The following is a 15,285-nucleotide window of genomic DNA, read 5'->3' as shown; positions in this document are numbered from 1 at the left end:
TATGTGTTACTACAACTCGTCATTTAAGAAGAATATCGCAAGAGTACCAGGACCAGCATGAGCTCCAACAACTGCCCCAACATAATTTATATACACTTCATTAGGTGAAAATTCTTTCTCGATCAATGCTTTCATTTCATAAGCAGCTTCTTCATCATCTCCATGGCTGATGGCGATGGTTTGGTTTTGTAAGTTAACACCACGTTCACTCATAATTTCAATAATGCGTCGAAAAACTTTTTTGCGTCCGCGTATCTTTTCAAGAGGAATAAGTTTTCCGTCCTCTACATGAAGTAAAGGCTTGATATTTAAAAGTCCCCCAACAAATGCAGATGCTTTGCTAATTCTGCCTCCACGAGCTAAGTATTCTAAATTATCTACAGTAAAGATATGCTCCATCTTTAAACAATAGTTTTTAACAGCTGTCTCAATTTCACTTAGGCTTTTTCCACTTTCAGCTAAATCGGCTGCATATCTAACAGCAAGACCATGTCCAAGCGAGGCACACTTTGTATCGATAATCGCTAATTCAAATGAGGGGAATTCTTCAAGTACCTCATTTCGAATCATCATCGCTGTCTGATACGTTCCGGATAGCTCCGACGAGAAAGCTACATAAAGACTTGGTATTCCTTTATTTGCAAGGTCTGTAAATGATTCCTTTATTAAAAGAGGAGAAGGTTGTGATGTTTTAACAACAGCACCTTCGCGCATTGCATTATATAACTGTTTAGGTTTTATTTCTATTTGATCTTGTAGTTGCTCACCCTTAATATCTACGCTAAGCGGAAGAAATGAAATAGAATGTTCCTCAAAATAATCTAGGGGTAAATCACAAGCACTATCTGCTAGGATATGTACATTCATTTAAACACCTCATTTGTATTTGCTCATTTTTTAAAATTTCCAATTAAATACGAAAGTATAAGATATCTATATTCCTTCAAAATGCAGTCATGCTAATAAGTCTAATTCATTTTTAGTTTATCATGACCAAATTAAAATACAATCTTTGTATTCATTTTACATGAAAATGGGAAGAACAAAGAATATAGGGACTTAGATTGTAAAGGAGGTCTATCTTTTCATGATTAAAGGTGAGGTAGTAAAAATTATTGTTGTGCTTGTTGGTGCATTATTAAATGCAATAGGTTTGAACTTATTTCTAATTCCTGCAAACGTATATTCAAGTGGTTTTACAGGACTTTCTCAACTGCTTTCTAGCATACTAGAGGAATATACACCTTTTTATATTTCCACAGGTATCTTATTATTACTACTAAATATTCCAGTAGCAATTTTGGGATGGATAAAGGTAGGGAAAACCTTTACGTTATATAGCTTCTTAAGTGTAGCAGCAACAACTGTATTTTTAGAATTAATTCCACTACAATCTCTATCAAACGATATTTTACTTAATGCGGTTTTCGGTGGGGTAATACTTGCTGTTGGTGTTGGAATCACATTGAAATATGGTGCCTCTACAGGGGGATTAGATATTATCGCAATGGTGCTGTCTAGAATGAAAGATAAGCCTGTTGGAACCTATATTTTCATGTTGAATTCTGTCATTATTTTTACAGCAGGTCTTTTGTATGGTTGGGAGAAGGCATTATATACTTTAGTTGCGCTTTATGCTACAACAAGGGTAATTGACGTAATCCATACTAGACATGTGAAGCTTACTGCGATGGTTGTTACAAAAAAGGCAGATGATTTAAAGAAAGCCATCCATTCGAAACTAGTAAGAGGTATTACGATGATTCCAGCTAAGGGTGCTTTTACGAATGAATCAAAGGATATGATGATTATTGTTATTACTCGGTATGAATTGTATGATTTAGAAAAAATAATCAAAGAAGTAGATCCGAATGCATTTACTAATATAATCCAAACAACAGGGATATTTGGCTTCTTCAGGAAAGATTAATGAGGTGTTTTGAATGGCACGATCTATCATACTGTTTAGCATGATGATTATGTTTTTATTTGGTTGTACAGGTGGTAATGAGAATACTGCAAATACACTTGTTGAAGAAAAAGAGGGGGAGGTAAAAGTGGAGATTGATGAACTCGAATTAATGGTTGACGTGAATGTCTTACGTAATCAAGCGGAATTTATTATTACACTAATAAACAATTCAAGTGAAACGAAAAAACTTGATTTTTCTTCGAGTCAAAAATATGAAATTATCGTTACTGAGCAAAATAATCAAGAGGTATATCGTTACTCAGAAGGAAAGATGTTTGCTCAAGCCCTAGAGTCTACCTTAATTAAGCCAGCTGAAAGCATAAAGTGGGAAGAAATATGGGAAGGTATAAAACCTGGTGAATATGAAGTTGAAGTATCTATTTTATCGCAAGATACCGAAGGGTTAATAAAAAAGAAGACTATTCACGTTACAGAAGAAGGGAGCTGACTCATGAGAGTCAGCTCCTTTTCATAAAGCTTGCGCTTTTCTTAAATAGACTCAATTGTTTGCTGAAACTCACGAAGTTGAGCACGTTCGGCATCTGTTGAATTGACAAATGCAGATGACAGTGCATTTTTTGCTTTCATAATCGCTTCATGCTTATCACCTTGAACAGCCCCACTTGCAACAGAACTAGCGTAAGCCACAGATTCTCTAGCTTGTTGAAACAATTGATTTCCCATTTATATCCCTCCAAGTGAGGTATCTACGGCATTATTTGCTTTACGTTCTTCTGATTCTGATAATGTTGTATGGTAAGGGAACCTCTCATCGTGCTTAGTAACTGTATCTTTGCCTTGTTGAACAAAACGTTTTGATTTGTTACGTTTACCCATTGAAAAAGCCCCCCTTTTTAATGGTGACGTTTGTTTACGTCTGTCTTATTGTGTACGAAATAAATGAATATATTAATGGCAATTTGTTGCTGATTTAACACCATTTAAAGGGATAATACATCTTTTAAATATAGAGCAACACCATCTTCTTCATTTGACCGTGTTTCCTTATTAGCAACAGCTTTGAGTTGGTCTATTGCATTGCCCATTGCAACTCCATGGCCAGCATATTTAAGCATTTCTAGATCATTATCCTCGTCTCCAAATGCAATTATCCGTTCAACGGGAATGTCATAATAGGATGCGATTTTTTGTAGGCCAACTGCCTTATTCATCCCTGCTTTAATTATTTCAATAACATGCCAAGGTGCTGCCCATCTTCTGTGATCAACCACCTCAGCATGTACATCCGATAAATAAGTTCTTATTTTTTCAACATCTTCTTCTGCTGCATGTATGAGGATGCTTGTTACATCATCGCCCAGATTTTCTCGTAAATCGCCAATTTTAATGGATGGATTCCCCATGCTAAATACATCTAAAAGCTTTTCGTCATGATAATGGAAATATACGTCATCAATGATTTCAGCTAACATATTATGTATGCTATGTTTTTCAGCAACCTCAATAATTTCCTTTACTACGTTTAGTTCAAGTGTTGTATGATATGTTCCCCACTCATTATTTTTAGGATGATGAACATATGCACCATTAAAATTAACAATCGGTGTAGTAAGTTGTAATTCATCATAATAAATGGAGCTTGATCGAAAGGGTCTTCCTGTCGCAATACAAACGATATGTCCGGCTGCTTTTGCTTTTTCAATTATCTCTTTTGAATACGATGAAATGGTTTTATCGTCCTTTAAAAGAGTTCCATCTAAGTCTAAAGCAATTAAGAAAGGTTTCGTTTCCATAAAGTCTCCTTTTCGTCTTGTTAGATTTTGGTTGCTTTTTATGAAATGCTCGCAAAGTTTTTGACATCTAACTCCAGCGCTAAAGCAGAAGTGAACTTCAAACTCCTTATACGCTTTAGTTCACGTTTAGGAAATTATAAAATTCGAGTACTGTGGATAGCGCTTTGACATCCAGCTTCAGCGCCCAGCGACTAGTGAACTTCACACTCCTCCTTACGATAAGTCAACATCGAATCGCTATCGCTCTTCGTGTTTCCTTTATCTCATGCGGAGTACTCCAGTTCATACGTCGCTAAACGGGCGCTAGCGCTTTTGTTCTTAGTGTATCTTTTTTCCAAGTTTAATGTCTACATGTTACAATTAATTAGTGGCAAAATAGTTAGGGAGGCCGTTTCGTTTGGTTATCGTTGAAAAAATAAATATAGCAGACATTCCGCTATTACATATTGTAAATCATTCACATAGGGATAAAAAAACCCCTGTTGTAATTTTTGTTCATGGTTTTACGAGTGCAAAGGAAAATAACTTACATTATGCTTATTATCTTGCAGAAAAAGGGATAAGAGTCGTTCTGCCAGAGGCACTCGATCATGGAGAAAGAAGTAAGGATTACAATACAAAGGAATTAAGCTTTCGGTTTTGGAAAATCGTTATAAATGAGATTGCAGAAGTGAATACAATTAAAGAATATTTTGAAGTAAATGATTTAATTGATCAAGGACGTATTGGTCTAGCAGGTACATCAATGGGTGGCATCACTACATTAGGGGCATTAACACAGTATGATTGGATTAAAGCAGCTGTTAGTCTAATGGGAAGCCCTTGTTATACAACATTATTAAAAGGTCAGCTTTCCGTTTTAAAGCAAAGTGGTGTGAAAATTCCATTGTCCAATGATGAGATTGATGAACAGCTTTCTCTTTTAGAGCCTTTTGATTTAAGTCTTCATACAGAAAAACTTCAAAATAGACCACTATTATTTTGGCATGGAGAACGTGATGATATGGTGCCATTTGCTCCTACGTATCAATTTTACAAGGACATTATACCAATGTATGAAAAAACACCTGAAAGACTAAAGTTTATTGTAGATCCATTAGCAGGCCATAAAGTATCCCGTGAAGGCGCATTGGCTTTGACAGAATGGTTTGAACGTTACTTGTAGATGTACTTCAAGCAGAATCCTTTAAATAAATTATTTACTTTACTATACTCAAGGTAGAAATAGACGTTGAATCTTAAAAGTTGGAGGAATAACATTTATGGATGAATTATTAAAAGAAAATATTTACGGTGCACTTGAAACGGTTGAAGATCCAGAATTAGGTGTAGATATCGTAAATCTTGGCTTAGTATATGATGTTCAAATGGATGAGCAAGGAAATACAGTGGTTTCAATGACATTAACATCAATGGGGTGTCCTTTAGCAGGAACAATCGTTGATCAAGTGAAAGCGGCTCTATATGATATTCCAGAAGTGAAAAATGTTGAGGTTAAAATCGTTTGGAGTCCACCGTGGACGAAGGACAAAATGTCCAGAATGGCCAAAATCGCATTAGGAATTCGATAAAAGACAAAATCATCAGTGGGTACATGCTCCGCTGATGATTTTTTTTCTTCTAAGAGGAGAAATTCAATGACTTTACTAGTCTATCCTTAAAATCCCCAACAAAAAGCTACTTAACATATACATTTTTACAATTCTTTTATGCAATCTTCTGTATAGATATATAACATGGTATTTTGTTTGTTCCATATTCATTTTCTTATAATTAAAGGATTTTTTTGAAAAATCTATAAAAACATTATTTATACACTTGATTTTATTTTTATACATATTTATAATGAGAAATAATTTAGAAGATATCGAATTTAACAAGAGAAGGTGATTTAGTGAAGGTCGGAATTGTCGGAGCCACTGGTTATGGTGGGGTCGAATTATATCGAATATTATCTAATCATCCACATGTAGATGAATGTATATTATATTCATCTTCAGAAATGGATGTCCCATATAGTAACTCATTTCCACATTTAACTGAAATAAGTGATCATATTTTGAAAAATATTGATGTTGAAGAAATAAAAAGCAATGTAACGGTTTTATTTCTTGCGACTCCTCCTGGTGTATCCAGGACTTTATCACCTCAATTTATTGATTCAGATGTAAAGATTATCGATTTGTCTGGGGACTTAAGGCTAAAAAATAAAAGTGAATATGAAGAGTGGTATAAACGCCCATGTGTAGATGAAAATGTTCTCGAAAAAGCCGTATATGGTCTTCCCGAAATATACAAAGCGGACATAACAAAGGCTAAATTACTCGCAAATCCAGGATGTTTTCCAACTGCAACCATATTAGGGCTAGCACCGGTCGTAGAGAATAAACTTGTTAACGAACAATCAATTATTGTTGACGCAAAAACGGGTGTGTCTGGTGCAGGGCGTAATGCATCACAGACAACTCATTTCTCAGAAGTAAATGAAAATGTAAAAATATATAAAGTACATGAGCACCAACATATACCAGAAATCGAACAAGCGCTTCATACGTTAAATAATGCGATTACATGTATTTCCTTTAACACACACTTAATGCCAATGACACGAGGAATCATGGCAACAATTTATGCAAGTTTAACAGATACGTATTCAACTGAAAAATTACTAGACTTATATAAGGATTTTTATGCAGATTCACCATTTGTACGAATTCGAAAGCAAAATGAATTTCCTTCTACAAAAGAAGTTTACGGATCAAACTTTTGTGATATTGGTTTAAAAGTAGATGAACGAACAGGAAGAGTTACGATCGTATCAGTAATTGATAATTTAATGAAGGGTGCAGCAGGTCAAGCGATTCAAAACTTTAATCTAATGAACGGTTTTGAAGAAACAACAGGATTATATCATGCACCTATTTATCCATAAGGCTATTTTTGAATAATAGGGCGACCCCGGAGGTGCTAAGCACGTAAGAGGCGCCCGGACCGTCCGCGGAAAGCAAACGCCTGCAGCGGAAATCAATCAAGTTTAACACAACAAAAAATAAAAGATGGGAAAAGAAGGAATCGGCGAAACACCATTATATTTCAATGTTATCGCGAAACGGGCCATCTATAATGACCACTGGGGAGGAAAAGGCAGTGTTACAAACAAAGGCAACCACTTGCTATACAAAAATTGAAGATGGATCTATCGTTACACCAAAAGGATTTTCAGCTGATGGTGTTCACGCTGGTTTAAGATATTCTAAAAATGATGTAGGTGTTATTTATAGTGAAGTACCTGCAAACTGTGCGGCTGTCTATACACAAAGTCACTTCCAAGCAGCACCATTGAAAGTAACTCAGGAAAGTATTGCAAAAGAAGAGCGTCTGCAAGCGATCATAGTAAACAGTGCCAATGCAAATGCATGCACAGGTGAACAAGGTCTTAAAGATGCTTACGAGATGAGAGAGCGCTGTGCGGATCTATTTAATATAGAAAAACATTTTGTAGCTGTTGCTTCAACTGGTGTTATCGGAGAATTCTTGAAAATGGATAAAATTCGTCAAGGGATTGAGGAGCTAAAACCACAAGCTTCGAAGGAAGCTGCAGTAGAATTCCAACAAGCAATTCTTACAACCGACTTAGTGATGAAAACCTCATGCTATGAAGTAGTGATTGATGGGGAAAAAGTGACAATCGGTGGGGCTGCAAAAGGTTCAGGAATGATTCATCCGAATATGGCAACAATGCTTGGTTTTGTGACAACAGATGCAAATATTGATTCTAAATCATTACAATCAGCCTTAAAAGAAATTACTGATAAAACATATAATCAAATTACAGTTGATGGTGATACATCAACGAATGATATGGTTCTTGTCTTAGCAAATGGTCAAGCTGGAAACAAGCAATTAAATGAAAATCATCCACAGTGGAATGATTTTAAGGCTGCCTTTCAAATGGTTAGTGAGGAGCTTGCGAAACAAATCGCTAAAGATGGTGAAGGGGCAACAAAGTTAATTGAAGTCGAAGTAACAGGTGCAAAAACGAAGCAGGAAGCAAATGTAGTTGCAAAGAAAATTGTTGGTTCAAGCTTAGTGAAAACAGCTGTTTACGGTGCTGATGCAAACTGGGGAAGAATTATATGTGCAGTCGGATATAGTGAAGCTTCAGTAGAACCCGAAAAGATTGATATTTATCTAGAAGACATTTGTCTTTTTACTAATAATAGCCCACAGGCGTTTTCAGAGGAAGCTGCTAGTGAATATTTAAAGAACGATCAAGTGAAAATTTCAGTTAATCTAGGAGTTGGAGATGCAGCTGGTAAGGCGTGGGGCTGTGATTTAACCTATGATTATGTAAAAATAAACGCAAGTTACAGAACATAAGGAGATCGATATGTCAAAAACAGTCGTTTTAAAATGTGGCGGAAGTACAGTACACCAATTGTCAGAATCATTTTTTCAAAGTTTAAATGTATTGATTGAAAATAACTGGAAGGTCATGATTGTTCATGGTGGTGGTCCAGATATAACAAACATGCTAAAAGCTTTAAATATTGAAACAGAGTTCTTTAACGGACAACGTAAAACAACAAAGGCTGTGTTAGAGATTGCTGAAATGGTCTTAGCAGGGAAGATAAATAAGCATCTAACAAATCTTTTGCAACAAAAAGGACTTAAAGCAATTGGGTTATCAGGTAGTGATGGGCAACTTTTACAAGCTAGCTATTTAGATAAGGAAAATCTTGGCTTGGTTGGTAAAGTAACATCAGTAGATACATCCAGTGTTTCATTACTAATGGATAATGGGTATATACCTGTGATTGCGCCACTTGCACGTACTGTGACATATGAAACTCTTAATGTTAATGCAGATTTAGCTGCTGCAGCAATCGCTCATGCAGTAGGGGCAGAAAAGTTTTTATTTGTAACAGATGTCCCTGGGATATTGGACGGAGAAAAACAAGTAATCGAAAAAATTACACCTTCTGAGATACAGTCACACATTGAAAAAGAAGTAATTACAGGTGGAATGATTCCAAAAGTTCAATCAGCGATGGCAACACTTTCAGACATATGTCAAGAAGTGATGATTGTAAGTGGGCAACAAGCATTTATCGAAAATGACAGTTTTAAAGGAACAAAAATCGTGAGAGAACAGGAGGTCTTGTCATCATGAGTTATTTATTTCCGACTTATGCTAGATGGAATGTTTCAGTTAAAGAAGCAAAAGGATCATGGGTAACAGATGAAAATGATAAGAAGTACCTTGATTTTGTATCAGGAATCGCTGTATGCAATTTGGGTCATGCAGATGATGATGTAATGCAGGGTGTTCAAGATCAGCTTAAAAAATATTGGCATGTATCTAATCTTTTTCATCAGCCAATCCAAGAGGAGGTAGCTAAGCTTTTAGTGGAGCATAGCGATGGAGAAGCAGTGTTCTTTTGTAACAGTGGAGCGGAAGCGAATGAGGCAGCCATTAAATTAGCGAGAAAACACACAGGGAAAACGAAAATTGTGACATTTCTTCAATCATTTCATGGTAGAACTTTTGCAACAATGTCAGCAACAGGGCAGGAAAAAATACAACAAGGCTTTGGTCCTCTTCTCGAAAAGTTCACTTATCTACCATATAATCAAACGCAAGCTTTAGAGGAACTAGAAGAAGATGTAGCTGCAATCATGCTTGAAGTAGTTCAAGGTGAAGGTGGAGTTGTTCCGGCAGAGCAAGAATTTATTGATAAAGTTGCTGAAACCTGTAAACGTGTTGGCGCCTTGTTAATAATCGATGAGGTTCAAACAGGTATCGGCCGAACAGGAAAACCTTTTGGCTATCAACATTATGGAATAACCCCAGATATCATAACCTCTGCAAAGGGCTTAGGAAGTGGGATGCCAGTTGGAGCGATGATTGGTGCATCATCATTGATTGAAACCTTTCAAGCAGGAAGCCATGGTTCTACCTTTGGGGGAAACCCGATTGCAATGGCTGCTGCAAAAGCAACATTGACGAAGATTCTACAGGATGATTTTTTAAACGAAGTTACTGAAAAAAATATATACTTAGTTAATAAGTTGAATAGTATAATAGGAAATCATCCACTTGTGAAGGAAATACGTGGAAAAGGCTTGTTGATTGGTATAGAATGTAAGGAACAAGTTAGTATGATGGTCGATCAGTTAAGAGACAATAACCTACTTGTTTTACCAGCGGGTCCAAATGTTATACGTATGCTTCCACCATTAACGGTTTCATATGAAGAGATTGACGAGGCACTTGGAATCATTGATCAGACATTCTCTACATTAAAGCAATCTGCGGTCGCTCATTAATTTGAGCATTTTTTTTACAAAGTGTTGAATAAAAATACTAAGTTTTTAATATTTATCCAATTAAAGGGTTGTTAGTAGGAAATATAGACCTACTTTTAGAAGTATCACTTTAGCAAACGAGGTGCGAACAGATGAAAGGATATCTCCATTTAGAGGATGGTTCGGTATATACAGGAGAACTTGAACATGGATCAACACAAGACATCAACGGAGAAATTGTATTTTTTACAGGAATGACAGGGTACCAGGAAGTGTTAACAGATCCTTCATATAAGAATCAAATTGTGGTTTTTACGTATCCTCTTATTGGGAATTACGGTATCAATATTACAGATGACGAGAGTAAGCAGCCACAAGTAAAAGCAGTGGTGATCTATGAATGTACATCCGCCTATTCACATTATGAAGCACAATATAGCTTTAAGGAATATTTGCAAAAATGGAACATTCCGATTATACATCATATTGATACACGTGCAGTTGTAAAAAAAATTCGTAGCCATGGCTCTATGGCGGCAACCATTTCACCAACTCTTAATCAGGAAGCTAAGCCATGTGCAATTTATGAGGATGGAGTTTTTGAAGTTACCTCATCTAAGCTGGAATCTTATGGCGAGGGTGAGAAGCATATTGCTTTAATCGATTTTGGCTATAAGAAATCAATTTTAACAGCTTTAGTTAATCGTGGATGCAAAGTTACAACTGTTCCATTGAAGATGATGGATAAAGTTGCAGAGTTAAAACCCGATGGTGTTCTACTATCAAATGGTCCAGGGGATCCAGAGCAGTTATCAAGCTACTTTTCCCAAATAAAAGAAATTGTTTCCACCTATCCAACACTAGGTATTTGCCTAGGACATCAGTTGATCGCCTTATCCTTTGGTGCAAAAACGAAAAAACTTTTGTTTGGGCATAGAGGGGCAAATCAGCCTGTTTATGATTTGAAAACAGATAAAGTATTTATGACTTCGCAAAACCATAGTTATGTTGTAATCGGGGATAGTTTAAAAGCAACGGATTTGAAAACTCGGTTTTATCATATTAATGATGACTCAATAGAAGGTCTAGCACATTCAACATTACCAATTATAACAGCACAATTTCATCCAGAGGCACATCCAGGACCTTCAGATAGTGAATGGATTTTTGATGAATTTTTAGATTTAGTCGCTGCTACAAAAGGAGATATTCTTTATGTCTAAAAACCAATCAATTAAAAAAATAGTTGTCATCGGTTCTGGCCCTATCATAATTGGTCAGGCAGCAGAATTTGATTATGCTGGAACACAAGGATGTTTAGCCTTGAAGGAAGAGGGCTACACCGTTGTGTTAGTGAACAACAATCCAGCAACAATTATGACAGATGAAGAATTTTCAGACGTCCTGTACTTTGAACCGTTAACGATAGAAAGTGTAACAAAAATTATAGCAAAAGAAAGACCTGATGGACTACTCGCTTCATTAGGTGGTCAAACAGGACTAAATCTAGCTATGGAACTTCATGAAGCAGGAGTTTTAGAAAAATATGGTGTTCAGTTACTTGGTACATCAATTGAATCGATCCGAAAAGGGGAAGATCGCAACGAGTTTCGTCAATTAATGTACGATTTAAATGAACCAATTCCTGAAAGCTCAATTGTAACAACTCTAGAAGAAGCCTTTGTATTTTCGAATAAAATTGGCTTCCCAATTATCATTCGTCCTGCTTATACACTAGGTGGTAAAGGTGGAGGAATTGCAAATGATGAGGAAGAATTTAAAAAGCTAGTAAAAAGCGGATTACAAGCTAGTCCGATTACCCAATGTTTAATAGAAAAAAGTATTGCAGGCTTTAAAGAAGTTGAATATGAGATGATTCGTGATCAAAATGGTACATGTATTTCTGTATGTAATATGGAAAACATTGATCCAGTTGGTGTTCATACTGGTGACTCAATTGTTGTAGCTCCATCGCAAACTCTGACAGATCAGGATTACCATATGCTTAGAAGTGCTGCAGTAAAGATCGTTTCTGCGCTTGGGGTTGTCGGTGGGTGTAACATACAATTAGCATTAGATCCAAAAAGCAAGCAATATTATGTCATTGAAGTAAATCCACGGGTTAGCAGATCATCTGCTCTAGCATCAAAGGCAACAGGTTATCCAATTGCAAAAATCGCAGCAAAGCTTGCAGTTGGTTATACATTAGAGGAATTAAAAAATCCATTAACAATGAGTACGTATGCCAGCTTTGAACCAGCACTTGATTATGTAGTTGTAAAGTTTCCAAGATGGCCATTTGATAAATTCAATAAAGCAGATCGCAAGCTTGGGACGAAAATGAAGGCAACTGGTGAAGTCATGGCAATTGAACGGAATCTTGAAGCAGCCATCCAAAAGGCTTGTGATTCACTTGAATTAGACAATATCGGAACGCATTTGCCAGAGCTCGCGGAATTATCAACAAATGCAATTGTCGAGTTAATGAATAAAACAGATGACCGTCGTTTCTTTGCTGTAATGGAGCTAATTAGAAGAGGAATGCCGATTGAAGAAATACATCAACTGACAGAAATGGATCTGTATTTTCTCTCAAGCTTTAAACAGATTGTTTCTCTTGAGCAACAATTGAAACAACAAACAATTTCAACTCTAAATGGTGAATTACTTGCTAGTGTAAAGGAGAAGGGTTTCTCAGACAGGACAATCGCATCGTTACTTCATGCACCTGAGGCAGATGTAAGAAAACTTCGCCTGGAAGTAGGGGTAAAGGCTGCTTATAAATATGTTGATACATGTGCAGCAGAGTTTGAAGCACGCACAAATTATTTTTATTCAACATATTTCGGTGAAAATGAACAGCCTACATTATCAAATAAGAAAAAGATATTAATTATAGGTTCTGGACCAATTCGTATCGGCCAAGGAATTGAATTTGATTATAGTGCTGTTCATGGAATTAAAGCCTTGAAGCAATTAGGCTATGAAGCAATCATGATTAACAATAATCCAGAAACAGTTAGTACTGATTTTGAAACAGCGGATCGTCTTTATTTTGAACCAATTACTCTTGAGCATGTCCTAAATATTGTTGAGTCAGAAAAAATTGATTCTGTCATCGTTCAGTACGGTGGTCAAACAGCGATTAATCTCGCTGAACAATTAGAAGCAGCCGGTGTGACATTGTTAGGAACGGATACTGACACTCTTGATTGGTTAGAAGATCGCGATAAGTTTTATCAATTATTAGATGAGCTTTCAATTCCACATGCTGTTGGGTTAACAGCAAACAATGCAGATGAAGCAGTAAAAGGCGCAAATGAAATAGGTTATCCAGTTCTTTTACGTCCTTCATATGTAATTGGTGGAAAAGGAATGGTAGTTGTTCATAATGAAGAAACATTAACTCAATTACTATCTGAAAGTGTAAATATGATATATCCTGTACTTATTGATCAATTCGTTCAAGGTCTTGAAGGGGAGATTGATCTCATTTCAGATGGTAAGGAAGCTTTTATTCCAACCCATATTGAACATGTAGAGCCAGCAGGTGTTCACTCAGGGGATAGTCTAGCGATTCTCCCATCTCAAAGCTTAACTGACAACAATAAACAGGTAATAGCAGAATATGCGAATGCATTAGTGAAAAAGCTTAATTACCGTGGGATAATGAATATTCAATTTTTAGTAAACGGAAATCAAATCTATATACTTGAAGTAAATCCACGTGCAAGCAGAACAGCGCCGATTATAAGTAAAGTAACGGGTATTCCAATTATTAAGCACGCCACTTATTTATTATGTGGAAAAGCATTAAGTGAACTTACGATAAAGCCAGCTGAAATAAGCGACTGGGTTGCAGTTAAATACCCTGTATTTTCTAGCCATGCTCTACATGATGTCGATATTACACTAGGGCCGGAGATGAAGGCAACAGGTGAAGGTATGTGTGTAGGACAAAATCTTCAAAGTGTGTATCGTAAGATTTTTTATAAAGACTTACAAGATATAACAAGTGTTTATTTTGATATAGAGAATGATGAAGCGATTGAAGCAACAAAGCAAGCGGGTCTTCAAGTAAACACCAGTGGGTATTCTTCTTGGATTGAAGGAAATAAAGGAATCTTTGTTTCACTAATTGACAGTGATGAGGCGAAATTAGATCGTCAATTAGCATTGGAAAAAGGGATGATTCTATTTACAAACCTTGCGACTTACTACGCATGTTTACAAGCGATCGCAACTAGTGACGATACTGTACTATCAATACAACAGCTTACAAAGAAGGAAGTGGTTAAGCAATGAGTAATGTAAAATTAAAAGAGAAAAAAACAGTAGAAAAAAGAGACTTTTTAACACTCCTTGATTATAGTAAGGAAGAAATTCTGAACCTAATTGACGAAGCATTTAAATTAGAGGAGAACCCACTTCAGCCCGTATTAAAGGGCAAAACATTAGCAATGATTTTTGAAAAATCGTCAACTAGAACTCGTGTTTCCTTTGAAACAGGTATGCTTCAATTAGGAGGCCATGCACTATTCTTGAGTAGTCAGGATCTCCAATTAGGTAGAGGCGAGCCTGTATCTGACACAGCAAAGGTATTGTCTGGATATGTTGATGGGATTATGATTCGTACCTTTGGTCATGATAAAATAGAAGAACTTGCTAAGCATGCAAGTATTCCTGTTATCAACGGATTAACCGATCTATTCCACCCATGCCAAGCACTTGCTGATTTAAAAACAATTTATCGCTTAAAAGAAAAGTTCGTTGGCGTAAAAACAGCTTATTTAGGTGATGGGAACAATGTAGCACATTCACTAATGATCGCTGCTGCAAAGGTTGGAATGGACTTTTCATTAGGATGTCCTAAGGGCTATGAACCAAACCAATCTGTTGTAGAAGAAGCACAAAAACTAGCGGCAGAAACTGGAGCAACTATTACGATTACGCATGACCCAATTGAAGCGGTTAAAGATGCTGATATTATTTATACAGATGTTTGGGCTAGCATGGGGCAAGAAAGTGAACAACAAAAACGTTTAGTTGCTTTTAAAGACTTCCAAGTAAATGATCAGTTAGTCAAGCATGCGAAGGAAGATTACCATTTCCTTCATTGCTTACCAGCACACCGTGAAGAGGAAGTAACAGCATCGATTATAGATGGAGAACATTCAGCAGTATTTGAACAAGCAGAAAATCGTCTACATGTTCAAAAAGCTTTGCTGAAGGAACTACTTGCATAATAAT

The 15,285-nt window shown here is 36.3% G+C and carries 15 protein-coding genes; 11 read left to right on the top strand and 4 right to left on the bottom strand.

Going from position 1 to position 15,285, the window contains the following annotated elements; translation table 11 throughout:
* Window positions 1–9: 9 nt before the first annotated feature.
* Window positions 10–867 carry a DegV family protein gene (locus tag WCV66_RS25985; RefSeq protein WP_066336417.1) on the bottom strand — a complete coding sequence of 286 codons (858 nt, stop codon included), beginning with the start codon at window positions 865–867 and terminating at the stop codon, window positions 10–12.
* A gap of 220 nt (window positions 868–1,087) precedes the next feature.
* Between WCV66_RS25985 and WCV66_RS25980 the strand changes: the two genes are divergently transcribed.
* Window positions 1,088–1,930, top strand: a complete 843-nt coding sequence (locus WCV66_RS25980; protein ID WP_066336414.1) for a YitT family protein — start codon at window positions 1,088–1,090, stop codon at window positions 1,928–1,930.
* Between the two features lie 13 nt (window positions 1,931–1,943).
* The gene (locus WCV66_RS25975; RefSeq protein ID WP_066336412.1) at window positions 1,944–2,420 is read left to right on the top strand and encodes a BsuPI-related putative proteinase inhibitor; all 477 of its coding nucleotides are present in this window, start codon (window positions 1,944–1,946) and stop codon (window positions 2,418–2,420) included.
* Between the two features lie 41 nt (window positions 2,421–2,461).
* On the opposite strand, the gene WCV66_RS25970 is transcribed toward WCV66_RS25975, so the two are convergent.
* The 3 genes from WCV66_RS25970 to WCV66_RS25960 form a co-directional block, all read right to left on the bottom strand.
* Window positions 2,462–2,656, bottom strand: coding sequence for a DUF3813 domain-containing protein (locus WCV66_RS25970; protein ID WP_338787425.1), 195 nt, complete (start codon window positions 2,654–2,656; stop codon window positions 2,462–2,464).
* Window positions 2,657–2,809, bottom strand: coding sequence for a hypothetical protein (locus WCV66_RS25965; protein ID WP_185654009.1), 153 nt, complete (start codon window positions 2,807–2,809; stop codon window positions 2,657–2,659).
* Window positions 2,810–2,913: 104 nt separating this feature from the next.
* Complete coding sequence (locus WCV66_RS25960; RefSeq protein ID WP_185654010.1) at window positions 2,914–3,726, bottom strand: Cof-type HAD-IIB family hydrolase; 813 nt, start codon at window positions 3,724–3,726, stop codon at window positions 2,914–2,916.
* A gap of 397 nt (window positions 3,727–4,123) precedes the next feature.
* Here WCV66_RS25960 and WCV66_RS25955 point away from each other — a divergent pair, with 397 nt between their 5' ends.
* The 9 genes from WCV66_RS25955 to argF all read left to right on the top strand — a co-directional run bounded on the left by WCV66_RS25955 (window position 4,124) and on the right by argF (window position 15,281).
* A complete protein-coding gene (locus tag WCV66_RS25955) occupies window positions 4,124–4,891 on the top strand; it encodes a prolyl oligopeptidase family serine peptidase (protein WP_338787424.1) in 768 nt (255 codons plus the stop codon).
* Window positions 4,892–4,988: 97 nt separating this feature from the next.
* Complete coding sequence (locus WCV66_RS25950) at window positions 4,989–5,297, top strand: metal-sulfur cluster assembly factor (RefSeq protein WP_066336399.1); 309 nt, start codon at window positions 4,989–4,991, stop codon at window positions 5,295–5,297.
* A gap of 323 nt (window positions 5,298–5,620) precedes the next feature.
* Window positions 5,621–6,658, top strand: a complete 1,038-nt coding sequence (gene argC / locus WCV66_RS25945; protein WP_338787423.1) for an N-acetyl-gamma-glutamyl-phosphate reductase — start codon at window positions 5,621–5,623, stop codon at window positions 6,656–6,658.
* Window positions 6,659–6,873: 215 nt separating this feature from the next.
* Window positions 6,874–8,106, top strand: coding sequence for a bifunctional ornithine acetyltransferase/N-acetylglutamate synthase (argJ, locus tag WCV66_RS25940; RefSeq protein ID WP_413789622.1), 1,233 nt, complete (start codon window positions 6,874–6,876; stop codon window positions 8,104–8,106).
* A gap of 10 nt (window positions 8,107–8,116) precedes the next feature.
* Window positions 8,117–8,899 (top strand): acetylglutamate kinase, encoded by a 783-nt coding sequence (gene argB, locus WCV66_RS25935; RefSeq protein ID WP_066336389.1) that lies wholly within the window; start codon window positions 8,117–8,119, stop codon window positions 8,897–8,899.
* Window positions 8,896–10,056 (top strand): acetylornithine transaminase, encoded by a 1,161-nt coding sequence (locus WCV66_RS25930; RefSeq protein WP_066336386.1) that lies wholly within the window; start codon window positions 8,896–8,898, stop codon window positions 10,054–10,056. The genes argB and WCV66_RS25930 overlap by 4 nt, the downstream gene beginning before the upstream one ends.
* Window positions 10,057–10,187: 131 nt before the next feature.
* Complete coding sequence (locus WCV66_RS25925; protein WP_185654011.1) at window positions 10,188–11,258, top strand: carbamoyl phosphate synthase small subunit; 1,071 nt, start codon at window positions 10,188–10,190, stop codon at window positions 11,256–11,258.
* Entirely contained in the window at window positions 11,251–14,340 is a 3,090-nt protein-coding gene (locus WCV66_RS25920; protein ID WP_338787420.1) for a carbamoyl phosphate synthase large subunit, read from the top strand. Before WCV66_RS25925 ends, WCV66_RS25920 begins: the two co-directional genes overlap by 8 nt.
* Window positions 14,337–15,281: an ornithine carbamoyltransferase gene (gene argF, locus WCV66_RS25915; RefSeq protein ID WP_066336377.1), complete on the top strand. Its 945-nt coding sequence runs from the start codon at window positions 14,337–14,339 to the stop codon at window positions 15,279–15,281. Before WCV66_RS25920 ends, argF begins: the two co-directional genes overlap by 4 nt.
* The last annotated feature ends 4 nt before the right edge of the window (window positions 15,282–15,285 follow it).

The sequence above is a fragment of the Metabacillus rhizosphaerae genome (genome assembly GCF_037201795.1).
GTDB classification, from domain to species: Bacteria; Bacillota; Bacilli; order Bacillales; family Bacillaceae; genus Metabacillus; species Metabacillus rhizosphaerae.
Note: the sequence above shows the minus strand (reverse complement) of the source record. Positions and strands in the feature narration are given on the sequence as shown.